This is a genomic window from Kineococcus sp. NBC_00420, assembly GCF_036021035.1.
Taxonomy (GTDB): domain Bacteria; phylum Actinomycetota; class Actinomycetes; order Actinomycetales; family Kineococcaceae; genus Kineococcus.
Map to the genome: position 1 here is coordinate 5,403,769 of NZ_CP107930.1, position 23,906 is coordinate 5,427,674.

16 protein-coding genes and 3 pseudogenes are annotated in these 23,906 nt (G+C 66.6%); 13 read left to right on the forward strand and 6 right to left on the reverse strand.

Annotation, left to right across the window (positions count from 1 at the left end; all coding sequences use genetic code 11):
* The first annotated feature begins 224 nt into the window (after nucleotides 1-224).
* The 3 genes from OG218_RS26345 to OG218_RS26755 are packed head-to-tail and all read left to right on the forward strand — an operon-like array spanning nucleotide 225 to nucleotide 7,534.
* Complete coding sequence (locus tag OG218_RS26345; RefSeq protein WP_328296184.1) at nucleotides 225-2,048, forward strand: DUF6531 domain-containing protein; 1,824 nt, start codon at nucleotides 225-227, stop codon at nucleotides 2,046-2,048.
* Between the two features lie 21 nt (nucleotides 2,049-2,069).
* A complete protein-coding gene (locus tag OG218_RS26350) occupies nucleotides 2,070-7,241 on the forward strand; it encodes an IPT/TIG domain-containing protein (protein ID WP_328296185.1) in 5,172 nt (1,723 codons plus the stop codon).
* Complete coding sequence (locus OG218_RS26755) at nucleotides 7,238-7,534, forward strand: immunity protein TriTu family protein (RefSeq protein WP_442906567.1); 297 nt, start codon at nucleotides 7,238-7,240, stop codon at nucleotides 7,532-7,534. Before OG218_RS26350 ends, OG218_RS26755 begins: the two co-directional genes overlap by 4 nt.
* 77 nt (nucleotides 7,535-7,611) lie before the next feature.
* Here the strand turns inward: OG218_RS26755 and OG218_RS26355 are convergent.
* Together OG218_RS26355 and OG218_RS26360 are read right to left on the reverse strand one after the other, a co-directional pair.
* Nucleotides 7,612-8,621, reverse strand: a pseudogene (locus OG218_RS26355) (ISL3 family transposase); the annotation flags it as partial.
* An 82-nt stretch (nucleotides 8,622-8,703) separates the two neighbouring features.
* Nucleotides 8,704-9,357, reverse strand: a complete 654-nt coding sequence (locus OG218_RS26360; protein ID WP_328296186.1) for a matrixin family metalloprotease — start codon at nucleotides 9,355-9,357, stop codon at nucleotides 8,704-8,706.
* Nucleotides 9,358-10,122: 765 nt separating this feature from the next.
* On the opposite strand from OG218_RS26360, the gene OG218_RS26365 reads away from it, so the two are divergent.
* Nucleotides 10,123-10,974 (forward strand): HARBI1 family protein, encoded by an 852-nt coding sequence (locus OG218_RS26365; protein ID WP_328291459.1) that lies wholly within the window; start codon nucleotides 10,123-10,125, stop codon nucleotides 10,972-10,974.
* Nucleotides 10,975-11,134: 160 nt separating this feature from the next.
* Here OG218_RS26365 and OG218_RS26370 read toward each other — a convergent pair whose 3' ends face one another.
* Together OG218_RS26370 and OG218_RS26375 are read right to left on the reverse strand one after the other, a co-directional pair.
* Nucleotides 11,135-11,608, reverse strand: a complete 474-nt coding sequence (locus OG218_RS26370; RefSeq protein WP_328296187.1) for a hypothetical protein — start codon at nucleotides 11,606-11,608, stop codon at nucleotides 11,135-11,137.
* The gene (locus OG218_RS26375) at nucleotides 11,605-12,840 is read right to left on the reverse strand and encodes an ImmA/IrrE family metallo-endopeptidase (protein WP_328296188.1); all 1,236 of its coding nucleotides are present in this window, start codon (nucleotides 12,838-12,840) and stop codon (nucleotides 11,605-11,607) included. Before OG218_RS26375 ends, OG218_RS26370 begins: the two co-directional genes overlap by 4 nt.
* Before the next feature lie 516 nt (nucleotides 12,841-13,356).
* Here OG218_RS26375 and OG218_RS26380 point away from each other — a divergent pair.
* From OG218_RS26380 to OG218_RS26390, 3 genes are read left to right on the forward strand one after another with little or no spacing between them, the layout of a single operon-like run.
* The gene (locus tag OG218_RS26380) at nucleotides 13,357-14,889 is read left to right on the forward strand and encodes an adenylate/guanylate cyclase domain-containing protein (RefSeq protein WP_328296189.1); all 1,533 of its coding nucleotides are present in this window, start codon (nucleotides 13,357-13,359) and stop codon (nucleotides 14,887-14,889) included.
* A 2-nt stretch (nucleotides 14,890-14,891) separates the two neighbouring features.
* Nucleotides 14,892-15,677, forward strand: coding sequence for a hypothetical protein (locus OG218_RS26385; protein ID WP_328296190.1), 786 nt, complete (start codon nucleotides 14,892-14,894; stop codon nucleotides 15,675-15,677).
* Nucleotides 15,601-16,182 (forward strand): Pycsar system effector family protein, encoded by a 582-nt coding sequence (locus OG218_RS26390; RefSeq protein WP_328296191.1) that lies wholly within the window; start codon nucleotides 15,601-15,603, stop codon nucleotides 16,180-16,182. The genes OG218_RS26385 and OG218_RS26390 overlap by 77 nt, the downstream gene beginning before the upstream one ends.
* Before the next feature lie 187 nt (nucleotides 16,183-16,369).
* Here the strand turns inward: OG218_RS26390 and OG218_RS26395 are convergent.
* A pseudogene (locus OG218_RS26395) lies at nucleotides 16,370-17,172 on the reverse strand (transposase family protein).
* Nucleotides 17,173-17,523: 351 nt separating this feature from the next.
* Between OG218_RS26395 and OG218_RS26400 the strand changes: the two are divergent.
* Nucleotides 17,524-19,923, forward strand: coding sequence for a hypothetical protein (locus OG218_RS26400; RefSeq protein ID WP_328296192.1), 2,400 nt, complete (start codon nucleotides 17,524-17,526; stop codon nucleotides 19,921-19,923).
* A 287-nt stretch (nucleotides 19,924-20,210) separates the two neighbouring features.
* Here the strand turns inward: OG218_RS26400 and OG218_RS26405 are convergent, their stop codons facing one another.
* The gene (locus OG218_RS26405) at nucleotides 20,211-20,357 is read right to left on the reverse strand and encodes a hypothetical protein (RefSeq protein WP_328296193.1); all 147 of its coding nucleotides are present in this window, start codon (nucleotides 20,355-20,357) and stop codon (nucleotides 20,211-20,213) included.
* On the opposite strand from OG218_RS26405, the pseudogene OG218_RS26760 reads away from it, so the two are divergent.
* From OG218_RS26760 to OG218_RS26765, 5 genes and pseudogenes are all read left to right on the forward strand, one after another.
* A pseudogene (locus OG218_RS26760) lies at nucleotides 20,319-20,426 on the forward strand (transposase); the annotation flags it as partial. The gene OG218_RS26405 and the pseudogene OG218_RS26760 sit on opposite strands and share 39 nt — an antisense overlap.
* Before the next feature lie 121 nt (nucleotides 20,427-20,547).
* A complete protein-coding gene (locus tag OG218_RS26410; protein WP_328296194.1) occupies nucleotides 20,548-20,754 on the forward strand; it encodes a hypothetical protein in 207 nt (68 codons plus the stop codon).
* Nucleotides 20,755-20,910: 156 nt separating this feature from the next.
* The gene (locus OG218_RS26415; RefSeq protein ID WP_328296195.1) at nucleotides 20,911-22,362 is read left to right on the forward strand and encodes a Mu transposase domain-containing protein; all 1,452 of its coding nucleotides are present in this window, start codon (nucleotides 20,911-20,913) and stop codon (nucleotides 22,360-22,362) included.
* Nucleotides 22,359-23,213, forward strand: a complete 855-nt coding sequence (gene istB, locus OG218_RS26420) for an IS21-like element helper ATPase IstB (protein WP_328296196.1) — start codon at nucleotides 22,359-22,361, stop codon at nucleotides 23,211-23,213. Before OG218_RS26415 ends, istB begins: the two co-directional genes overlap by 4 nt.
* A gap of 147 nt (nucleotides 23,214-23,360) precedes the next feature.
* Complete coding sequence (locus tag OG218_RS26765; RefSeq protein ID WP_442906433.1) at nucleotides 23,361-23,897, forward strand: hypothetical protein; 537 nt, start codon at nucleotides 23,361-23,363, stop codon at nucleotides 23,895-23,897.
* Nucleotides 23,898-23,906 lie beyond the last annotated feature (9 nt).

Consider the following 23,906-nt stretch of genomic DNA (forward strand, 5'->3'; position numbering starts at 1 on the left):
CCAGCAGTACAACGACCCAGCCCGTGACGGTGACCTTCTCCGAGTTGTCCATGGGGACCTCGGTCGCCAGTCAGTACACCCCGCTCGGTGTCTCCTTCGGCGGGGCTGCCCCGTTCATCACTGCAGATGGCGCCAACCCGTCCAGCCCGGTGCTCTCGGGTAGCCCCCAGTTCCAAGGGTCGGTCTCTGGCCGCTTCGTCACCCCGCGTGGTGTTGCCCGCACGGTGGATTCCTTCAGCGTCGACGTCGGCTACATCAACAACCCCGGCAGTACCACGGTGACGGCCTACTCAGCCAGCGGCGCTGTGCTGGAGTCCTCAGCGATCCAGCAGACCGGCATCGTCACCGTCACCGTGAACCAGCCCGGGACCGCATCCTTCACCGTCGGTGCCACCTCGAGCGAAGACGCCGGCTTCGCCGTGGACAACGTCTCCTTCCTCGGCTACCCCGGTTCCCCGATCGGTGGCAACACCACCCCTAACAGCGCCAACGCCCCCACCGTCGCCGAGCAGGGCTCAGCCCCCAACCCCTCCGAACACACCACGACGTGTGGTGCGGCTGACCCGGTGAACTGCGCCACCGGGTACTTCTTCGAAACTGACGTCGATGCTGCTGTCCCGGGCCGCGGGGTTCCGCTGGCCTTCGCGCGCACCTACGACAGCGCCTCGAACTACACCCCCGGTCGCCTCGGTTGGGGATGGCAGGACTCCTACAATATGTCCCTGGACATCTACGACGTCCCTGTCGAAGGCGGTGACCTGGGCGGTCAGGCCGCTGCCGACGCTGGCGGTCAGGCCGCTGCCAACGCTGGTGGTGGAGCCGGTGATGCGGGGGCTCAGGTGCAGGGCGCCAAGAATGGTGCGGCGCAGCTGCTGGACGGCGTTGCCGTCGGCGGTGGGGAAACGCAGACCCAGCGCACGGTGTGGGTCAACCAGGAGAACGGGTCGACCGTCACCTTCACCCGCCAGGCCGACGGGACCTACACCGCACCGAGTAGGGTCCGGGCAAGCCTAGTGGAGAACCCGGACGGCTCGTTCACCTTCACCCGCCGCCCTTCGCAGCAGTCGTGGACCTTTGACCGCAACGGCCGCCTCACCCAGCAGGGTACCGTCGACGGCTATAAGACCGTCCTCGGCTACGACGACGCGGGCCGGTTGAGCAAGGTCAGCGACCCCACCGGTCGCTCCCTCGTCTTCGGCTACACCGACTCCGTCAACAACGTCGGGGCCACCGTTGCCGGCACCGTCATCACCTCGGTCACCGACCCGGCAGGACGGGTGACGAAGTACGGCTACGACGAGGACGGCAACCTCGCCAAGGTCACCGACGCCGCCGGGGGAGTGTGGGGCTACGGCTACAACTCCAGCCACCTGATCACCTCGATGACCGACCCCAACGGCGGGGTTACCACCAATGTCTACGACACCCGCAACCGTGTTGTTGAGCAGGTCAGCCCGGCCAAGCAGAAGACGACGTGGGAGTACAACGGCGACCCCGCCACCGATGCCGGAGCCACCAACAAGGTGTGGGGCCCGCACGGTGACGTCACCACCCACGTCTACAAGAACATGCAGCTGGTGCGCCTGACCCGTGCCACCGACACCGACCTTCAGGTCAGCACCTCCTTCAGCTACGACCCCACCACGCTGGGTATGACCAGCCAGGTCGACGCGCTGGGCCGGGTCACCACCCACACCTACGACGCGCGCGGCAACCTCACCTCCACCACCGACCCGGGCGAGAACACCGTCGCCTTCACCTACGACGCCAACGACCGCCAGACCAGCACCACCAGCCCGCTGGGCGCGGTGACCAAGAGCAGCTACGACGCCGCCGGACGCCTGCTCAGTGCCACCGACGCTGCTGGTGCGGTGTCCACCTACGAACACGGCGACACCGCCCATCCCGAGGACATCACCAAGGTTACCGACGCGACCGGGCACTCGGTGCGCAACACCTACGCCGCTACCGGCGAGGTCATCGCCACCACCAGCGACATTCCCGGCAGCACTGCGACCCGCACCTGGGGTTTCGACATCGTCGGGTAGCAGATCTGTGCCAGTACCGCCGTGCAGACCGCCGCCGGGCACCGCTGCGCCACGAGTAACAACGACGCCACCACCGGCTCCAACACCGATCCGGCCACGACCCGCACCCGCTACGACGCCTTGGGCCGTATCACCGACATCACCGACGCGCTCGGGCACACCACCAGCACCACCTACGACGCGGTCGGCAACCCCCTCACCACGACCGCCGCCAACGGCACCAAGACCATCCGCACCTTCGACGCCGACAACCGGCTGCTGACCCTGACCCGCGGCGCCAGCGCCGGCGCAGGAAGCGCTACCGGCGGCACGGCGAGTACCACGAGCTACGGCTACGACCTGGCCTCCGGAGGTGTCGTCGGCTCGGCCGGCACCGTCGCCACCGCGGCTAACACCTGCCCGGCCACCGTGTCCTGGTGCAACACCACCACCGATGCCCGCGGCAAAACCACTCTCACCGGTGTGGACCTGCTCGGGCGGGTGGTCACCACGATCACCCCGGACGGCAAGAGCAGCACCAGTCGCTACGACGCGAGCGGCAACATCGTGGAAAGCACGGATGAGGCCGGACGGGCCACGAAGAACTCCTACGACGCCGACACCGGTCTGCTGACCGGGGTCACCTACAGCGACCCGGGCACCCCGGCGGTGTCCTACACCTACGACGCCGACGCCCGTCGCACCTCCATGACCGACGGCACCGGCACCAGCACCTACACCTACACCTACGACGTCACCGGGCGCCCGGTGAGCATCACCGACGGCGCCGGCAACGTCATCAAGTACGGCTACGACGCGATCGGGCGCACCACGTCGTTGACCTACCCCAACGGTCAGGCCATCACCCGTGACTACGACAACGGCGGACGCGTGGCCGCGATCACCGACTGGGCCAAGCGGCGCACCACCTTCACCTACGACGCCGACGGGGACCTGACCGCCACCACCTACCCCAACGGGGTTCAGGTCGCCAACGCCTACGACACCTTGGCCCGTCTCAGCTCCTCCACTCTGACCAACTCCTCCGGCACCACGCTGGCCGGAATCGCCCAGACCCGCGACGCCTCCGGTCTGACCACCCGCGAATCCGGAACCGGTGCCACCGCCGGAACCCTGGACTACAGCTACGACACCCAGAACCGCCTCACCGGTGTGAACACCACCGCAGCCGCCTCGCCCAACGGCAGCGCCTCGTTCGGCTACGACGCGGTCAACAACCCGACCAACCTGGCCGGGGCGAGTCAGACCTTCAACGACAACGGTCAGCTGACTACCACCACCGCCCGCACCCTGGCCGCGGCCGGAACCACCAGCGCGACCGGAGCGAGCACGACCTTCGGCTACGACGCGCTTGGACAGCGCACCGCGGCGTGGAGCACCGACGCCAACGGCGCTGCCGCGGGCACCAGCTACGGCTACGACCAGGCCGGTCGCCTGACCAGCGTTACCGCTGCGCCTACCGTCACCAAACTCGATGTCACCGCCGGCCCGCTGGCCGGGGGCAACACCATCACCGTGAGCGGCACTCACCTCTCGGGTACCACCGCGGTGCGCTTCGGCGGCCTGGATGCGACGTCCTTCACGGTGAAGTCGGCGACCACGCTGAGTGTCACCGTGCCCGCCGGGGTCCAGGTCGGCGCGGTCGACGTCAGCGTCTCCACCGCCACCGGCGGGACCAGCCTCAGCAGTACGCTCAGCAGCTACGCCTACCTTGAGGCGCCGAGCATCACCAAGGTCGACGCCAACCTCGGCCCGCTGGCCGGGGGAAGCGTCACCACCCTCACCGGCACCCACTTCGCCGACGTGAACGCGGTCAGTGTCGGCGGCAAACCCGCGACGTCCTTCAAGGTCAACTCCGACACCTCCCTCACCGTCACCGTCCCCGCCACGACCAGCACCACTACCCTGACCGTGGACATCGCCGTGACCAGCCCCACCCGCGGTACCAACACCGCGGGCAGCCCTGGACAGTTCACCTACCTCGCCGCGCCCGTCATCACCTCCCTCGACCCCGCATCCGGCCCAGGGGTCGGCGGCACGCTGGTCACGGTCACCGGCACCGACTTCACCGGCCTGCAGTCGGTGAAGGTCGGCGGCAAGGGCGTCAACGCCCGCTACAGCCCCACCACCATCACCTTCACCGTCCCCGCCGGACGCGGCAGCGTCGACGTCGTCATCACCACCATCGGCGGCACCAGCACCACCAGCACCGCGACGAAGTTCACCTACACCGGTGTCCCCACCGTCACCGCCATCGCCCCGGCATCGGGGCCGGGGGTCGGTGGCACCACCGTCACCCTCACCGGCACCAACTTCACCGGCACCACCGGCGTGAAGTTCGGCACCCAGGACGCGACGTCCTTCAGCGTCATCTCCGACACCAGCATCCAAGCCAACGCGCCCCCCGGATCGGGCACCGTCGACGTCGTCGTCACCACCGCCACCGGCGGCGCCAGCGCCACCAGCAGCGGCGACCAGTTCACCTACACCGGCGTCCCCACCGTCACCAAGCTCAGCTCCCAGGCCGGCCCGCTGGCCGGTGGCACGAGCATCACCCTCACCGGCACCAACCTCACCGGCGCCACCGCGGTGAAGTTCGGAACCGTCGCCGCCACCAACGTCAAGGTCGTCTCCGACACCTCCATCACCGCGACCATCCCGGCCAGCGGCACCAGCACCACCAGCACGGTCAACGTCACCGTCACCACCCCCACCGGTGGCACCAGCCCAAACGCCGTAGCCAACGCCTACGTCTACGCCGCAGCCCCCACCATCACCAGCATCTCCCCGACCACCGCGACCGCCGGGGACACCGTCACCATCACCGGCACCGACTTCGTCGGCCTGTCCGCCATCAAGTTCGGCACTCTCGGCGCCAGCGGCTCCTACAGCAACACCTCCATCACCACCACCGTCCCCTCCGGCGGTGCCGGCACCGTGGACCTGGCCATCACCGCCGCCGGCGGCACCAGCACAGCCACCACCGCCAGCAAGTTCACCTTCAAGACCACCGCACCGAGCATCACCACCATCTCCCCGACCGCAGGCCCGGTCGCCGGTGGGACCAGCGTCACCCTCACGGGAATCAACTTCACCGGCGCTACCGCGGTGAAGTTCGGGACCGTCGCGGCGAAGTCGTTCACGGTGAACTCCGCGACCTCCATCACCGCGGTCAGCGCCGCGGGAAGCGCGGCAACGGTCGACATCACCGTCACCACCCCCGCCGGGACCAGCACGACGTCGGCGGCGAGCAAGTTCACCTACGCCGCGGCCCCCACCGTCACCAAGCTGACCCCGGCCACCGGCACCACCAGCGGCGGCACCACAGTGACCGTCACCGGCACCAACCTCACCGGTGCGAGCGCGGTAAAGTTCGGGTCGATCGCGGCGACCCAGGTCACGGTCACCTCCGCAACCACCCTCACCGCCGTTGCGCCCGCCGCAGCTGCCGGCGCAGTGGACGTCACCGTCACCACTCCCGGCGGCACCAGTGCCACCTCCACCGCGGACAAGTTCACCTACACCGCCCCGGCTCCGGCCATCACCGCGATCACCCCGCCCGCCGGGCCGGTCGCCGGCGGGTCCAGTGTCGTCATCACCGGCACCAACCTCACCGGCGCGAGCGCGGTCAAGTTCGGCACCGTCGCGGCGAAATCGTTCACGGTGAACTCCGCGACGCAGATCACCGCCGTCGCCCCGGCCGGCACCGCCGGAACCGTCGACCTCACCGTCACCACCGCCACTGGCACCAGCGCCACCAGCACCGCCGACAAGTTCACCTTCACCGCAGCCCCCACGGTGACCAAGCTGTCCCCGACCAGCGGAACCACTGCCGGCGGCACGAGCGTCACCCTCACCGGGACCAACCTGAGCGGCGCCACGGCGGTGAAGTTCGGAACCATCGCGGCGAAGTCGTTCACGGTGAACTCCGCGACCTCCATCACCGCGGTCACCGCCGCCGGCACCGCCGGTGCGGTCAACGTGACCGTCACAACCGCTGGTGGCACCAGTGCCACCGCGACGGCCAATCAGTTTACCTACTCCAAGACCGCCACTCTGTCCGCGCCACAAGCGGCTCAGCGTGACCTCAAGGCCACCCCCGCGACGGGAGCTGCGACCTCCGCGCTGGGCCCCGACACCCTCGCCTCCTACGCCTACAACGGCGCTGGGCTGCGAGTGGCCAAGACCACCTCCGCCGGTACCTCGAGCTTCGTCTACGACCCCAGCACGACGGTCCCGCAGCTGCTCACCGACGGCACCGCGTCCTACCTCTACGGCCCCGACGGGGCGGCACTGGCACAGATCAGCAGCACGGGGGAGATCAACTACTTCTTCCACGACCAGCGAAGTAGCACCCGAGCCCTCATCAACTCCGCGGGCGCGATCAGCGCAACGTACGCCTACAACGCCTACGGTTCCCTGATTGCGAGCACCGGTACCGTCAGCACTCCGCTGCGTTTCACCGGCGGTTACACCGACAGTGAGACCGGGTTCGTCTACCTCATCAACCGGTACTACGACCCTGCCACCGCCCAGTTCATTTCCATCGACCCAGCAGTAGTCGCGACACTGCAAGCCTATGCTTACGCGAATGCCGACCCTATCAACGGCGTTGACCCCCTCGGCCTTTTCGGATGGGATACTGTCTCTTCCTTGGCTGCTGGATTTGGCGACACCGTCACCTTTGGTGGCACGAAGCAGATCCGCCGGCTCATCAACTACGAACTCAATGGCGACACTAACGACTTCGACACCGTCAATCCCTGCTCCCTTGCTTACAAGGTTGGCGGCGGGTTGGGATTCGCTGCTGGCCTCATTACCGGCGAGACCGAGCTGCAGCTCCTTAATGCAGCCAGAGAGGCTAACTCGGTAGCCCGGGTGGGAAGGTGGATGAGCGAAGTCGAACACGAAGCGATGCTCCGCACCGGAATGGTCCAAGAGGGCGCGGGTGGAACAACTTTCGTTGCCTCCCCGGCGGATGTCATGTCCTACCTGAAGCAAGCCGCAGCCGGTACTCGCTATGTAGAGTTCGATGTGCCTGTCCAGAGCCTCCGTGCAGCAGGGAAAGAGGGGTGGGCGCAGATTGCAGGCCCCAACTCCCTCGCAGGTAGACTTGCCAGCAAGAGGGGGGAGCCGTTGCCTAGCTTCCCGCTGGCAAAAAACATCGAATGGGTGGCCTCGAAGATCCGATGAGTAGTCAACAGAAACTTGTCTCCTGGCTTGAAAAAGAGGGTCCGAGACTTGACGCCTTGGGCATTTCCGCGACTGTTGGCACTCAAGGAGGCGGTGATGATTCAGCATGGATCGACCTGGACTCAGGCAAAGAAGCATCTCGAGTAATTCTTTGGGATTCTAATCTTCTTTATGTGCAGGTCATGGATCTTGTCAGTGGCGATGAATCGGCGACTTGGCGAGCTGATGTAGCTGAGGTGGGGGAACTAGCGAGCCAGCTCAACCGGCTCGTTACTCATCTTGTCAACAAATAGGTGGCTCTCCGGATCCATGGCGCGAGGCTGGCATAACCGCTCGGATGGAAGGCGAGGCGGGCGGAAACGCAAAGCTCTCACTTACGATCCTGAGGATCCTGATGGCGGCCTAAGCCGGCTCTTCGCGATCCAGGGTGTAGCCGGAGCCTGAACCCGCCGGTCTCGAGTAGGGATCGAGCGATGTAGTTGGCCAGGTTGCGGAACCCCAGAGCGGAGCCACGCAGGTGCTCGAGCCGGCCGTTGATGGCCTCGGTCGGACCGTTGCTGGTGCCGGGCCGATCGAAGTAGGCCAAGACGTCCGCAGCGCGCAGGCTCAGTGTTTGACCCAGTCGACGAATCTCGACCAGGACGGCGGGGATCTTGCTCTGCAGGGAGTGGGTCAGTTCGGTCATCGTGATCTTCCCCGCTGCGCGGTCGGGGTGGCGGTAAGCAGCGATCATCCGCTGTGAGACCGCCCAGGTCGCCTCGACCTCGACGTGGTCAGCCGCCCGGGGACCGGCGGTGAACAGTGCTTCGAGGCGGGTGCGTTGACGGGCCGTCAGCAGGGTGGCGCCGGTGTGCAGGACCCGGCGTGCGCGATAAAGCGGATCGTCTTTGCGGCCGCGGTGGCCATGCAGTTCCTGCTGTCGACGTCGGCGGACGTCGTCGACGGCTTGCCCGGCGAGACGGACGACGTGGAAGGGATCCATCACCGCCACCGCCTCAGGAAGTTCCTGCGCTGCTGCGTTCTTGAAGCCGGTGAACTTATCCATCGCGACGACTTCGACGGCGTCTCGCCAGTCCTGGGGACGGCCCGCCAACCACGTCGCGAACACGTCCTTGGATCGGTCTTGCATCATGTCCAGTAGTCGAGCAAGGCCTGTACCGCAACGGATCGGGGTGAGGTCAACGATGACGGTGACGCACTTGTCGCCATGGCGGGTGTGGCGCCAGACGTGCTCGTCCACGCCGATCGCGCTGACGCCGTCGAGGCGGTTCGGTCGGCGATCAGGACCCGGCGGCCTTCGGCCAGCACGGCGTCGTTTGCGCAGTTCTAGGACACGCTCAATGCCTCGGCGATGCGGGCGACGGTGAAGTGCTGGACGACGGGCCTGTGGTGTCGCCGGGCGGCGCGTCGAGAACCGGTGATGCGCCGAGGGCTACTGCGGCGGCCGGCGGCGGGCGGCGGGTCAGAGGGTGGGTGTGCACGCACCGGTGCCGAGGGCGGCCAGGCCGGTGAGGTCACCGGCTGCGTAGTCGGTGAGGGTGCCGGCCTGGGGGTACATCAGCTGGGTCGGGTCATCGACGTGGGCCAGCCCGAGGAGGTGACCCACCTCGTGTTCGAAGACGGCCCGGACCATCTCCTGGCCACCAGGATGGGACAGGACGGTGGCGACCTCGGCGGCGTCGATCTGGATGACTCCGCTGACGTAGACGTCCACCGAGGCGCCTACTCGCCCGGTCACAGCCGACCACGGGCTGGGGACGGTAGTGGTGACGGTGGCGGGCCCGGCTTGGGCGATGACGCTGGCCGCCAGATCGGGGACTTCGGTGGTGGTGTTGTAGGTGATGAGCACCGGCGCCCACCGGTCCCCGTAGCGCTGGGGTTGGAACGCCTCGCGGGTGGGGGAGGTCTCTTCGGTGGTGGCGCCGTCGTCGATGAACTGCAGGCCGGTGGCGGTGCTGGCCCGGACCAGTGCCTGCTGCAGCAGTACCTGCGCGCCGGCGGGTGCACCATCGGGGCGGGTGACGTAGTGAATGGGGCGGCACGGATCCCACGTCACCGGTACCTGGGCGTCGGTCTGGGTCTGCAGGGGAGCCCAGGCGGGGCTGGTGAGCGCCACCGGGGCGGGGGTCCCCAGGGGGTCGGGGCTGGCTTCGTGGCCGGGGGAGGGGACACCTGTCGTGCCCGCGGTGCCGGGGATGCTGCCGATGCCAACGGGGCTCCAGAATCCGGTGGTCTGGACCCACCCGGCGCCGGCGACAACCGTCGCGACGAGGATACCGATCAGGACGTTGCGTGCCGCCGCCGACCCCGAGCCCTCAGATGACCACGCCGGCCGCGGCGGCCCCCGTTCGCGCCCAGGGCCGGGTGGGCGCCACGGGTGGCGGGTGCTGTGTTCCTCTGCCAGGACGTGGCCCTCGGCCAGGACGTGGTGCGGGGCCGACCGACGGCTTCGTCCATCGCCCACTGCGGGATCCGCTCGCTGGCCGAGCGGGCCACCGGAAGACTCGAGCTATCCCGGGTCTGGCGGTCGCCTTCGGAGGCACCCTCGAACGACCCTGCCCGAGATCGGGGTGGCTGTGCAGGCACGTCGGCTGGTTCTTTCCATCGCGTAGCGACCTCGATGCAGGGCAGAGGCCGAACTTTCTCTGCCCTCTCGGATCCTGCGAGCAGGTACTGGATCCACCGTCACCTGATCGGGTCCCTGCGTGGCGCCACCCTGTCGTGACAGTGAGCTTTTCTCAGTAGCGGCGTGACGGTCACGTTCGGTGACGACGGTGCGGTGCAGCTCGACACGCCCAAGATCACCAAGTGCGGTGGGTAGGGGTGGAACTCCGGTAGACGGAGGGCTTCTCACAGCAACCTGCGCCACCGGAGCTCCACCGTGCCTGATCTTGTCACCTACACCGCTGCGCTGCCCACTTCCCGGGCCACTGTCCAGCACATCGCGACTCTCCTGCAAAGACATCGCCTCCACCTAGGCACCCGGACCGGACGCCGGGCTCTCGGCGTCTTCGCCCACGCGATCCTGATCTGCCGCTTCCTACTGGATGCGACCCGGACCGTGAACCTGGCCCGGGACAACGGGATCGGGGTGTCAACCTGCTACCGCTACCTCCATGAAGGCCTCGACGTCCTCGCCGCACAGGCCCCGCGCCTGCGCCCGGCGCTGCTCGCCGCGCACGCCGCCGGCCACACCCACGTCAACCTCGATGGCACCCTCATCACCACCAACCGCGTCGGTGTCCCCGGCCCGAGCACCACGACCAAGGGACGTCACCGTCAGCGAGTTGATCTCTGGTGGTCAGGCAAGCACCACCGCCACGGCGGCAACGTCCAAGTGCTCACCGCTCCTGACGGGTGGCCGCTCTGGGTGTCGCCGGTCCGTCCCGGTCGCGAGCACGACACCAGCTGCGCCAGAGACCATCACGACCTGCTTTCCGCGTTGGAGGAGTTCACTGTCGCCGGCCACAAGGTCCTCGCCGACCTGGGCTATGAAGGCGAACGACGCCTCCTCACCTGTCCGCACAAAACCCTCAAGGATCGGGAACTCACCGACGACGAGCGGCAGTTCAACCTCGTTCACGCCCACATCCGTGCCCGCGCGGAGCAGGGCAACGCCTGGCTGAAGAACTACCGGGCCCTGCAGAAGGTGACCCTCTGCCCCCGGCGCATCGGGGTGATCGCCGCCGCCGTCATGGTCGTCCTGCACCTCGAGCACGACCGCACGACGTGACGATCCGTGACCGTCACGCCGCTACTGAGAAGAGCTCAGTGCCCGCCGCAGGTCCGCGGCCACCAGCGACAGGCGGGATTCGCTGCCCCTTATCCCGTGTCATACGGTGGTGATGACGTTCCTCCACAGTGATCTACCGAGGTGAGGTACGCGTGCGCGGTCACGTTCGAGCCCGATACATCCACCGTTCCACGCCTGATTCTACTAACCCGTGCTGAACGAAGCCAGCATTCAGGCAAGCCCAGCGGCTCCTGTCGTTGTCGACGTCAATCCTTGCTTCAACAAAGATGGCCGGGAGGCCCGCAAATTGCGCGTCAGCATGTATGCTGACAAGCATTTGGGATAGGGCCTGCCGCGCCACGCTGGGTCGTTCCCCCTGTCGTCGCCACGCCACCGCGTATGCGCGCAAGAGTGGGAACTCCAAAGACTCAGCATTCCAGCGCACCAGCGCCGCGATTCCTAAGGAGTCACGACCGACGAGAAGTTTGTCCGCGTCCACCGGTGTCAGCGTCAAGAAGTCTTCAACCACAACCTGCCAGCGTGGTGCTGGTGCCGCTGAATTCGTACAGCGAAATCCATGGATCTCTTCGTTGTCCGAATCTGTTGCCCACGACCAGTTGATTTCGCTGCTCACGCCTTTGGATGATCTGGCAGGTCTACGATGAACGCCTCGTATTCGGCCCTCAAGGCAGCTTCTTCCTGCGCCGTCCGCAGCCGGCCTGGACCCTCCTCCGCATACCAGCGCGCTCGATCATCCCGGGACTCGCTGAGTTCGTCTTCAAGGTCACCACGCAAACGCAGCTTAGCGATCGTGCCCCCCCATTCCTTGGTCATAAAAGCTCGCTGCCCTGCAACCACACCAACTGAAACCCCCACTTGATCAGCCAGTTGCCGTACCGCCTCAGGTGTCTTGGCCTCTACGACTGCTGTGCGAGGGACTGGCAGCAAAGTCCGCGCCGCAAAGTCGTTAGCGGCTGTCTCTTGATCATCGCCATCATCATCCGCACGCCCGCTTGTGTAGTCGATATAGGTAGCGCGTCTTGGGTGCAACAAGACGTGGGCGATCTCATGGAACAACGTGAACCAGAAGCTGTCAAAATATTTATAGCGGCTTGTTACGGCGATGATCGGGTGCCCAGCCACCCAGCGCGAGACCCCACTAATGCGAGTGCTCTTCATCTCGGGAACGAAGACAAGTACCACTCCGCACGCAAGTAGCAGTTCCTGGGCGCGTCGAAAACCAGTAGAGATTGTCTCGCGCGTCAGCACCGGTAGCTGCGTCGCTGTTTCGCGCAACTTGGCCGCGTTAAAGGCTGGAGCACTACCTATTAAATTTTCCGCCTGGGCTTCCGCCAATCGAAGCCATATAGCTGTCAGGTGTGGGTCCACCGAGTGACGCTGGCTGCGCTTATAAGAGGCTTGCGGCTCGAGCCATGTCTTACTGAACGCATCGGGAGACGCAACCTTGAAGAAGCTGAGCAACTTGCTCACCACCTCGACCGGGTCATCCTCAGCGTCAATGACTCTGCGCTCAATAAGTGGCTGGCGTGGGAACGCAGCTGCCCACTGAACGTGAGCCGCTAGCGCTGCGTGATGCTCCTCCTGCGCCAGACGGGCGCGGTACCGGGCCTCAATGCCGAGCCAGGTGCTCGCGGTGCCGCCCAGGACCTGCTCTAGGGTGACGGCTACTTCAGGCGACAAGGGTGCACGGCCTTTGATTACCAGATTGATGTGCTTGGTGCTCAAGCCGGTGCGCACAGAGAGCTGGGCCTGGCTGAGGTGCTGGGCTTCCAATTCGCGTTGCAGCATGCGCCCAGGGGTGGGTGCCCAGTCCAGCTGCATCTCCTCCGCGATGTAGGTACTCATCTCAGACATCGCCCCAGCTCGCTGTCCGAGAGAGTGACTGGCCCGCGATGATGACGTCGTCAACGATCATGGCTTGTACCTCCCCGTGGTCAAGGAGCGAGGCCGGCCTGGTCAAGGCCAGCGGTTGTCCAATCCCGGTAAGCAGACGTACGTGCATGTCGACCTCCTCCATCGCTAAGCCAAGTCCTCCGGTGACCATGAGAGTCACGTGAACACTGCGGAACATCAGCAGGTCTCTCAACGTGGGTGCCTCGCACACCGTGATCAGTAAGTCCTGAGCGGCGGCCTGCTGCTGGCTGCTGCACTTCTGCCAAGAGGTGCCGGTAGCGCACCTCCGTCTTAGCTGTGCATCAGGCCAGGCGAGCAGCACTCTTTACCTCACTGGTAAACGGAACGTAGTGGTACGATCTCATGGACCCAACGGGTAAAGACTACTCGCTCGGCCGGACAGTGCCGGTAGACACAGCGAAGACGTGCCAGGTCGTGTCGGCCTGAGCACGAGACAGGGGCACCGACATGGGCTGGACCTACGACGACTCTCTGCAACGTGCACGCAAGACCTACCAGGACACCGCCGACGTCACCGTGAGCACGGTGACGCGCCAGACCGACTTCGAGGCCATCAGCCTCACCAAGCCTCGCCGAGTGCGCGGAGCGCACCTGTACGTCGACGTCCCCTGCTTCGAAGGTCTGCTGGGCGAACCCGAAGAGGGCACCGATGAGGACATGCTCCGCCGGCTGCACCTGTACGCCCGAGAAGTCACCCGCATCCTCGAGATCGACTTCGACGCGGTCAAGGTCCACTTTCAGGGCCCGCGCCTGCACGCCCTGTCCTACCGACCGGTCAACGACGACGCCGTCATGGTCGCCACTGCTGTCGCTGCCGCCGCAGCGATCGCCTACAGCAGCAGCATCTTCAACGACGTCTTCGGGCTCACGGGCGAAGCTGCCTGGGACAGTGCTGCCGGTATCGACTTCGGCGAGGTCATCGCTACCAAGAACGGCGTGGGCGGTGACCGCGAGCTGCTCTTCCTGGGGGCGCCGGCCAACTACGCCGCCAAGATGCTGAAGCAGGGCATCCGCATCGCTGCCGAGGCCGCCGCCCTGCTGCCCGAGGACGTGGCCACCCACGTCAGGACCACCGACGACCCCGCCATCTACGAGGTCCAGGTGACCCTGGACCAACTCGAAGACTTGTGCGCCACCTACGGCTGGACCTGGAGCGCCGCACAGTCCCGCAGTCGTCTGGAAGAAGCCGTCAGCAAGCACCCCGCCGGCTGCGCCACCATCAAGAAGCCCACAGTCAAGATCGACAAGACCGCCCTCGGATTGTCTAACAGCAAGCGGTTGCCCGCGGTGTCCCTCTTCGCCGACATCGACGGCTTCACCGCCTACATCGACGAGGCAACCAGCCAGGACGAAGACCTCATCGCCGCCGTCCGCGCCTTCCACACCCTGCGCCACGAAATGCGAGAGACGGCCGTCGTCGGCTACGACGCCCTGCGGGTGCAGTATCAAGGCGACCGCATGCAGGCCCTCACCTACCTGCCCTTCGACCACGAAGTCCAGGCTGCGCTGAGCGCAGTCAGGATCGCCGCTGCGTTGCACTCGGTGGCTACCCAGGTCATGCCACAGGTAGTCGGGGCGAAGGCGGCCAAGCCGCTGGCCATTGGGGTGGCCGCCGGACCGGTCTTGCTGTCCAAGCTCGGCGAGCATGGAAAGCGTGACGTCGTGGCCCTGGGTCCATCCGTCGCAGAGGCCGCCCGCATCCAGCAAGCCCTCGACGGCACCCAGACCGGAATCAGCGCGGTCGTCTACGACCTGCTGCCAGGTTGGTTGCAGTTGTACTTCACGCAGCGGGACGGCTCCTCGAGGGGTACCGCTGCACAGAGCACGTACATCGCCGACGGGCTCACGTTGGACGTCCTCGAGCGTGCTGAGCGGGTAGCCCAGCAGGAGGAAGAAGTCACGGTTGCCAGCACCTCATCCAATTTTGCCCGCCCTTCACGTCCCGTCGCGAGCACCCCGCTGCGTCCTTGGGTCCGCTGAGGATGTCAGCACGGCCAGCGGCAGGCACGCTGCGCTCCGACGCCCGCCGCCGCTTCGCTCAGCACGAGCAGTACCTGGCCAAACACGAGCCCAGACTGCAATTGGTACTCGACGAAGGGGTCGCGACCGCCCAAATCATCGGCGCGATCGCGGTACCCCTGGGCGCCGGCCGCAGCGAGCCCTTCGAGGTGCTGATCTGCTACGCCAGCACTGAGAAAGGAATCAATCCCTTTCTCAGTCCTGAGACCTACGACCCGGCGGGACGCTTCCCCCGCGACGCCGACCGTCACGTGGAAGGCGACGGCCGGTTCTGCATGTGGCTTCCTCACACCGACCCCCGCGACTTCGACCAACCCGACGGCCTGGCCCGTCATCTGGAGCGCATCCGGGAGTTCATCACTCTGCAGATTACCTGCGAGGACCGCATCGCCCGGGATATCACGCCCCACTGGCCGGGACAGGAGTGGGGACACGGCGATGAGGGCTACCGCGAATGGGTCCGTCAGCACGTCGACGGCCTCACCACGTCCCAAGTGGCGCGCTTCGCGCTAGCGCTAGATTCACCGCCATTCCCACGGATGCCGTGCCCGTGCGGCGGGAGGCGCAAGCTCGCCGACTGCCACCGGCAATGGTTTCAAGCACTCCGTGCCGCTGCCCACCAGCGCAAGAACACCGTATGGCAGGAACTTCACCAGATTGTGATGGCTAAGAATGCTGTGGAACTTACTCCGACGTCGCCCCCCGGCGCCTCTACCGACCCCGACCCCGACCCCGGTAACGCCGGCTGATCCATCCCTCGGCGTCGTTTTTGGCTGGCAAGTTCACACTGCTCAAGAAGCGTGGACCGGCAAGGTCGACGCCAAGGCCTCCATCCTGCTTGCCCTCGAGGGCGGGCTGCTGGCCGCGGTCCTAGCCGGTTCAGCCCAGGACGGCTTGCTAATTAGCCTCCATGGGTGGCGTCAGATCAGTACCTGGATCGGTACTGCTTGCCTCACCGTCGCCATCGTCCTCGCCGCCCTCGCCGTCATGCCCAGCTTGGGCCGCGCACGCACCCACAAGCAGGAAGCCGCGGACAACTTCATCTACTTTGGCCACCTGCGCCACCTCGATCCTGCCGTCCTTGCCGCTTGCCTAGGCAATCTCAACGCCGACAAGCAGTTGAGCATGCTCACTCGTCAACTGACCACCATGAGCAGAGCCAACTGGCGCAAGCACTGCTACGTCCGTTGGTCCGTCATCGGCATCCTCATCGCCATCACCACCATCAGCACCGCTATCACCTGGCCGCGCTGACCGCTGTGACAGCGGATGCACACAAGAAGAGCAGCGCTCGGTGGCTCTTCGGCAGTGCCTTCGATACAACCTTCCACCTCAAGTAGTGGCCACAGGGGTCTGCTGCACGGATCACTGAGCTTTTGTCAGTAGGGCCTCGTCGGAGACGGCGTCCGTCCGAGACCCACTGAGCCTTTTCCATCCTGGGTCAGCCAGCGAGGATGAGGGTCTGCACCGCGGCCACGAGCATGCTCGCCCGTGACGGGCTGAAGCGGACCTTGCGCAAGACCCGCCAGTTCTCAACTGCGCGTTGGCCCGCTCACCCGGTGCCCGCAGGGCAGCGTGAGAGCGGTTGACCGCACGCTGGTTCTCCGACAGGGGCCGCAGTTTGTTGGTGGCACGGTCCTTGCGTCGTGAACGCTGTGGCACCCGCACCCCGGGGCACTCCCGGCCGGCGCCCTGGTAACCGCGGTCGACCAACACCTGCACCCCGATACTGGCCAGCGCCTTGAGCAGGCCATGCTCGCGGGCGGCGCCGATGTCGTGACGTGAACCCGGCAGCGGCGGGGAGGCCCAGATCAGGCATCCGGCCGGGTCGGCGAGGGTCTGCACGTTGAGGCCGTGAGCCTTGTGTTTGCCGGAGTAGTAGACGCGGTCACCCCTGCTGGCCATCGCGACGCGGTCGATGCGCACCAGCGTGCCGTCCAGGACGACGTAGGCCTTGGCCGCGGCCGTGATCAGCGCCTGTTGCAAGGTCGGTGCCATCGCGGCCAGGACGGCCAGGGCCTCATGCACATACCGGTGCACGGTGGCGATGCCGATCTTGAAGCCGGCGGACAGGTCTGCCTAGCGTTCACCCTTGCGCAGGTGGGCCAGTACCAGCAGCGATTGACGGCCCGGGGACAGTCGGCGCCAGCGTGAACCGATCCGCTCACGGTGAGCTCGCAGCGCCTCGGCGAGACGGCTCAGGGCGCGGGTGGACACGGGCAGGCCGGACGGGTAGGACAGCATGTGGAGCCCCTGGTGGTGCGGACGACCTCGACAATCCCCGTCCTACCAGGGGCTCTGCTCGAGCCGTCCGCAACCCCGCTGGTCAGCAGGATGGAAAGGGCTCATCGGTAGGCTCGGCCGCCCAAAGGTCAGTAAGTCCCGACGGCGCAGACCATGGTGCGCCGCGCCGCCATCTGGTATCTGTTCACCAAAGCGCGATCAGCGCCGGATCGGGACGGGCCCAAATGCCCGCTGTGCACTGCGGGAGGTCCCATGGCGCGCTTGCGTCGCGGTCGTCGAGGGCGCAGGCGCGGGCCTGCCGCCGCCGTAATCGTGGCCCTCGTCGCAGTCGTAGCAGTCGCGACCGCCTCGATGGCCGCAGCAGTCAACCCGTTCTCCTGGGTGCGCGCTCACCTGCCGGGAGGCCACAGCTCGCCCCCGGCGCTCGCTTCTGCCGGGGCGGACGGCACTGCGGGCAACGGCTCGAAGATGGCCATCAGCACAGCAGGCGACGTCAAGGGCCGCGTCGTGTGCAGGCCGAGCGCCGCGGCCGACGCGGAGGCAGCCTTGGACCAGCCGGACGGTTGGGACTACGCCCCCGTGGTCACCGCGGACGCCGGGCTAGCGCTGACGAAGCTGCGGTACGGACCCCGGCTGCTGGCAGACGCCATCGACGTGCCCTACGTCCGCATCACCGACAGGCAGGGTCAGGTGCACACCGTGCACCTGACACCTGCACCAGCATCAGGCCCGAACCTGCCGCGCGTCAGCCTGGAAGGCGAGGCCGAGTGCCGCTCGGCTGACAAGGCCGCTGATCAGGCCATCGGCGTCAGCGCCACCTACCGGGTCATCGTCAATGAGCACACCCCGCAGGAGCTGACGGTCCTTATCGGGCAGTCCTACCGGTTTGACCCTCACCTGGACACCGAGTGCGAACCGACCGTGACGGCGCAGTGCATCCGTTTCTGGCCGACCGTGAGCTGGGCCATCCCCGATGATGACTTCGCTGGGATCAACGAGAAGGTCGCCGTCGACATTGTCGAGCGATTCCGCCTCAACCCAGACGAAGGTTCGCGCATTGCCGCCCCGGCGTCCGGTCCGGCCTACAGCAGCTTGGACCTGATCCGCGACGCACCCACAGTAGGTGGAACCGACGACGGCTTGCACGTCGCCGAGCTGGGCAACAAGGGCCAGTTGCGGCAGGCGGGAGCCACGAAGATCCTCAACGAAGGCGTCGGAGGGCACTGGGAGAACATTCACCAGACCGCCCGCCAAGGAGTAGAGCTACCCGGCATCACCCCCGGCGTCGCTCCGTCCAAGTACGGCGGTGGTACCGCCGGATGTCCAGAGTGTGTGCACGCGCATTGGACCTGGTTCGCCGACGACACGCACATTGCCGGAACCACCGCCCGCGACTTGGCGAACTCGTTGAGCTGTGGTCTTCCCAACTGCTGGTCCGACGGCGCACCACAAATCCTCGACGGCTCCAAGCAAACCGTCTGCCTGGGCTGGGACACTGGCGAGGCGGCTACCGCCGTCGACTGGTGCGCAGCAGCCGAGCAGACCCCAGGGGCCACTACCGGCGACCACGCAGCCCTGACCCGCCCCTTGGTCCGCTCTAAAGCGCCGGTCTTCTACTACGACGCGCGCAGCAAAGCCCTCGACCGTCGCGACCTGGTCCAGCGCACCAAGGTCGACCCAGTGCACTTCAACGGCACCGACTACTCAATCGGCGACACCTACTGGCCCTACCTGCCACCGGTCTACCTTCCCGGAGTCACCGGTGTGCCCCCGAACCCTGACACCGTCCACCCCCATGGGGGCAACGGCTCCTTCTTCTTCGCCCCCGCCCGCAAGTTCACTTCCGTCGTCTCCTCTGTCGCCGAAGTCACCTGCTACATCCCGTGCGCCCCCGGAGATGTCTCCATCGCCCCTCACCGCGCCATGATCGACCCGCACTACCCCGCCACCCAGACACCTGAGGGCAAGTGGATGCTCAAGGTCGACCTGGCCACCGGTGACCCCAACGACCGAGGTCCCTACTACCTGCGCGTGCGCCCGGCCGTAGGTTTGACCCTGCTGAACGCCGACCCCCTCTACCGTCCGCAGGCAGGTGGAGCGCCCTGGGTCGGCGTCTACGACGAAGGTTCTTCCGCCACCGCAGCCGACCTCAACCAGGCCACCTCGTGGCACCCGGTCGCGGCCAAGGAAGGTCACTCGAAGCCGCTGACCGCGGTCCTCCTCTTCGACAAGGAGCCCACCGCGCAAGACATGACTTTGCAACTGGACGCTGCTCCCGACGGTGTGGAGCAGTACCAGCGCTCCGATGGCATCCTGCCCGCACCGACAGGGGCCGCCAACAACGAGGCGCTTGCGGACGGGCAAACCCACGCCTTCATCACATCGGTCAAGGGACAGGACATTACCTATGACCAGGTGAGCTGGTTCAACGGTGCTGACGCACTTCAGGCGTGCCTTCAAGACAACATGGACCCCGGCGATGGGGCGTGGTGCAACGACTTCTACTTCCGCAACACCAACCCGAAGCTGCGCACGGCCACGGTCCCGGCGGACGCGTCCATCACCTACTACCCAGACCTCAGCAAGGAGGCAGTGACCATCGCAGCCGCCGACCTCAAGGCACTCAACGAGCCCGGCAGAGACGGCCCTGCGACCTTGCCTGCCATCGGAGAGTGGGGTACTTCCTGGCCGTGGATCATCACCGCGAAGAACGGCAAGGTCACTGCGCTCAAGCAGATTTACATCTCCTGAGCAAATAGTGGGGGATCGAGGCGTGCCCGCTCGCCCCTCCTGCTGGCGGGCGGCCCGGTGGACGGCGCGGCGAGGGTGGTGCTGGGAGCGGGCCATGACGGCGGCAGCCTCGACAGCCGCCCCCGGCGCCTTGAGGCGCTGCTGAGCCGTCCGGGTGGCTCCGGGGCCGTACGTCACTCGAGCAGCGCACCGAGACCGGCCCGCTGGCCGGTGCGCTGCTCGGTCCCGCTGCCTACGCTGAGACAGTGAGGCCTTGTCAGTAGCGGCTGGCCGTTACTGACAAAGCCTCACTGACAATCAAGCTGGCTTGCTCCCGAGCGGGCCTGGAAGGATGTTGCTGTCCCCGCGAGTACCGAGACGACGTCGTCCGGGTCGCCCGGAACCGCGATCCCGGTGTGACCCTGGAGCAGGTCGCTGCCGACTTCGGCGTCCACGTCATGACGCTGTTGAAGTGGATGCGCCAAGCCGACATCGACGCCGGGGCCCGCCCAGGGACCAGCACCACCGACAACACTGAGCTGCGCGAGGCCCGTCGCCGGATCAAGCTGTTGGAGCGGGAGAACGAAGTCCTGCGCCGCGCCGCGGCCTACCTGCCCCAGGCCAACCTGCCCGGCGGCTCAGGACGTGGCTCGGGAAAAGGTCCGCCCGCTCGTGCGCGAGCTGGCCGGCGACGGGATCCCCGTCGCGGTCGCGTACCGGGTGCTGAACATCGCTCCCCAGGTCTACTACCGATGGCTCGCCCACCCGGTCACCGACGCGGAGCTGGAGCAGGCCTACCGCGCCGACGTGTTGTTCGACGCCCCACCGCGACGCCCACCGCGACGACCCTGAGTTCCGCTACCGCTACCTTGATGACGCTCACGTGAAAGTCCCCAGACCTGCTCACTAAAATTCCCCACCCGTGTGGCTCCGCAGAACCAGGCGGAGCCCCTCCGAAGCTGGCGGTCTCTGACCACACGCCGGCTACCGAAGGGGCTCCTGCAGCAGATGCTGACACGGGAGGAAGACATCGACGCTCACGCACTCGCCGCCCAAGGCATGACGATCTCCGCGATCGCCCGCCACCTCGGCCGAGACCGCAAGACCATCCGCGCCCACCTCACCGGCACCCGCACCGCCGGCGTCCGCGCCAAGACCATCCCCGACACCTTCGAGCCCTTCGTCGACTACACCCGCGCCCGCCTGAGCGAAGACCCTCACCTGTGGGCCTCGGCCCTGTCCGACGAACTCGAACCACTCGGCTGGGCCGGGGCCTACTCCACCCTGACCCGTCAGATCCGCGACCGCGGCCTACGACCACGATGCGCGCAGTGCCGGAGCCTGAAAGACCGTCCCGTCGCCATCATCGACCACCCGCCCGGCGCGGAGACCCAGTTCGACTGGGTCGAGTTGCCCGACCCGCCCGCGCACTGGGGATGGGGCAAGCACGCGCACCTGCTGGTCGGGGCGTCCTCACACTCTGGACGCTGGCGTGGGGTCCTCATGGAGTCCGAGGAACAGGCTCATCTCGCCGTCGGGTTGCACGCCGTCTGTGAGCGCCTCGGAGGTTTGACGCGGTCCTGGCGTTTCGACCGGATGTCGACCGTCGCCGCGCCGGGTAGTGGACGGGTAACGGCGACGTTCGCGGGTCTCGCCAAGCACTACGCCGTCACCGTGGAACTCTGCCCACCCCGGCGCGGCAACCGCAAGGGCGTCGTCGAGAAGGCCAACCACGCCGCCACGCAACGCTTCTGGCGGTCCCTTCCCGACACGATCGACAGTGGGGACGGGTCGAAGCCGATCACCGTCGAACAAGCCCAGGCCCGACTCGACGTCTGGTGCGCCGCCAAGGGCGACGCCCGTCTACGGGTGATCCTCGAACCCGACGGAACCCACCGTCGCACCACCGTCGGCGAACTTGGCGCAGCGGAGCCGTTGCGGCCGTTGCCGTCACCGTATCCGGTGACGACGACGGTCCAGCGGACGGCGTCGGCGCAGGCGTTGGTGTCCTATGGCGGGAACTTCTACTCCGTCCCACCCGAACTGGCCCGCGCCGCCGTCCTGGTCACCGTCGTCCACGGCGGGCAGCACCTCCAGATCGCCCCGGCGAGTTCACCGGCCGCGGTCGTGGCCCGGCATCGGATCGTCGCCGCCGGGACTGGCGCGACGGTCCGCGACGATCACCACGTCAGCGCGTTGAACGCAGCCGCGATGACCGCCGCCGGGACTGAGACGGGCCTGCCGCACCGACACAAGCGTCGAGTTCCACCCGGCGCGACTGCAGTGGCGGCCGCGCAGGAGTTGCAACGCAACGCACTGCATCGCAGCAACTCTTTAGGCGGGCCAGTCGAGCATGTCCCTGGCCAGATGGCCCTCATCGACGACACCGGGCGCACCACCGAAGTTGTCGACCTCGAACGCTACGCCGCGATCGCGGCAGGACGGAACACTCTGCGATGACCACCCATGACCTCGCCACCCCCGACACAACACTGACCACACGGCCGACCGCGGCGGCGCAGGCCAGCCTCTACCAGCAACTCCGCACCCACCTCGCCACCCTGTGTCTGCACGCCGCCGCCGAACACCTTCCCGCCGTCCTTGACCAAGCCGTCGCCGACGGACTGTCGATGACCGCGACGCTGGAGAAACTCCTCGCCCTCGAAGTCGCCGACACCGAAGCACGACGCCTCGCCGGGCGGTTGCGGTTCGCCTCCCTCCCGACCCCGGCGACGATGGAGAACTTCGACCTCGATGCTGCGGCCGGCCTCGACCCCTTGCTGCTGCAGGAGCTCGCAACCTGCCGCTACCTCGAGTCCGCCACCAACGTCCTGCTGATCGGACCACCCGGCGTCGGCAAGACCCACTTGGCCGTCGCTCTCGCCCGCAAGGCCGTCGAGGCCGGTTACCGGACCTACTTCACCACCGCCGCCGACCTCGCCGCGCGCTGCCACCGCGCCGCTATCGAAGGCCGCTGGAACTACACCATGCGGTTCTTCGCCGGACCGACTCTCCTCGTGATCGACGAACTCGGGTATCTCCCGTTGCCGGCCGAGGCCGCCTCGGCCCTGTTCCAGGTCATCAGCCAGCGCTACTCCAAAACCTCGATCATCCTGACCACCAACCGCGGGGTCGCGTCCTGGGGCGAGGTCCTCGGCGATACGACCGTCGCCGCGGCCATGCTCGACCGGCTCCTGCACCGCTCCGTCGTCCTCAACCTTGACGGCGACTCCTACCGCCTGCGCGGGCACCACGCCGCCTCGGACACCCTCCGCCGGACTGCCACGGGGACCCGCCGACCGCTACAGTGATGACGCCTCCGGGTGGGGAATTTCAGTGAGCATCACTGAGGATTTTCACCGAGCGCCATCAACCTGCACGAAGAAGCCGCTGAGAACGGTCAGACGATGGCGGCACGGACCGCTTGGCGGATCTGCTCGGACAACCGGTGGTAGAGCGTGTTCGCCAAACGCCGCAGCAAAAGCGGGAAGCGGCCCGGACCGCCGGTCCATGACGACCTGGTACGGCAGAAGTTAACCGCCACCCGGCCCAACAATTTATGGCTGAACGACATCACCGAACATTGGACCGCAGAGGACAAGTTCTACCTCTGCGCCATCAAGGACGTCTTCTCCCGCCGCATCGGGGGGGGGGGGGCAGTGGTCCTGTATTGCACGTCAGAGGCGGGTGTAGTCGTGCCGTTCGACGTCTTGGTGCAGTCGGTGCCAGGGGTGCGGCTGGAGCATTTGCTGAAACAGGGCGTCGTCAACGTCGGCGTAGTCGTACGTGCCGCCGGAGTGGAACCGTACCCGCAGGACGCGGCTATTTGCGTCGTAGCCAACAGCGTCCACGTTGTCCGAAACGACAGGGTGCATCTGCATGATGTGCTCCTCGTGCTACTGGCGATCATCGTTCAATATCACTTGCCGGTTGAGTTTGAAGGCCCGATGGAAGGCGCGGGTCTACCCCCGGGTGCTCGGATGGCTGACCACTGATTTCACTGT

Coding starts and splice junctions, on each gene's coding strand:
- OG218_RS26755 (WP_442906567.1), top strand. CDS start 7,238: ATGAGTAGTCAACAGAAACTTGTCTCCTGGCTTGAAAAAGAGGGTCCG.
- OG218_RS26375 (WP_328296188.1), bottom strand. CDS start 12,840: ATGAGTACCTACATCGCGGAGGAGATGCAGCTGGACTGGGCACCCACC.
- OG218_RS26380 (WP_328296189.1), top strand. CDS start 13,357: ATGGGCTGGACCTACGACGACTCTCTGCAACGTGCACGCAAGACCTAC.
- OG218_RS26385 (WP_328296190.1), top strand. CDS start 14,892: ATGTCAGCACGGCCAGCGGCAGGCACGCTGCGCTCCGACGCCCGCCGC.
- OG218_RS26390 (WP_328296191.1), top strand. CDS start 15,601: ATGCTGTGGAACTTACTCCGACGTCGCCCCCCGGCGCCTCTACCGACC.
- OG218_RS26400 (WP_328296192.1), top strand. CDS start 17,524: ATGGCCGCAGCAGTCAACCCGTTCTCCTGGGTGCGCGCTCACCTGCCG.
- OG218_RS26415 (WP_328296195.1), top strand. CDS start 20,911: ATGCTGACACGGGAGGAAGACATCGACGCTCACGCACTCGCCGCCCAA.
- istB (WP_328296196.1), top strand. CDS start 22,359: ATGACCACCCATGACCTCGCCACCCCCGACACAACACTGACCACACGG.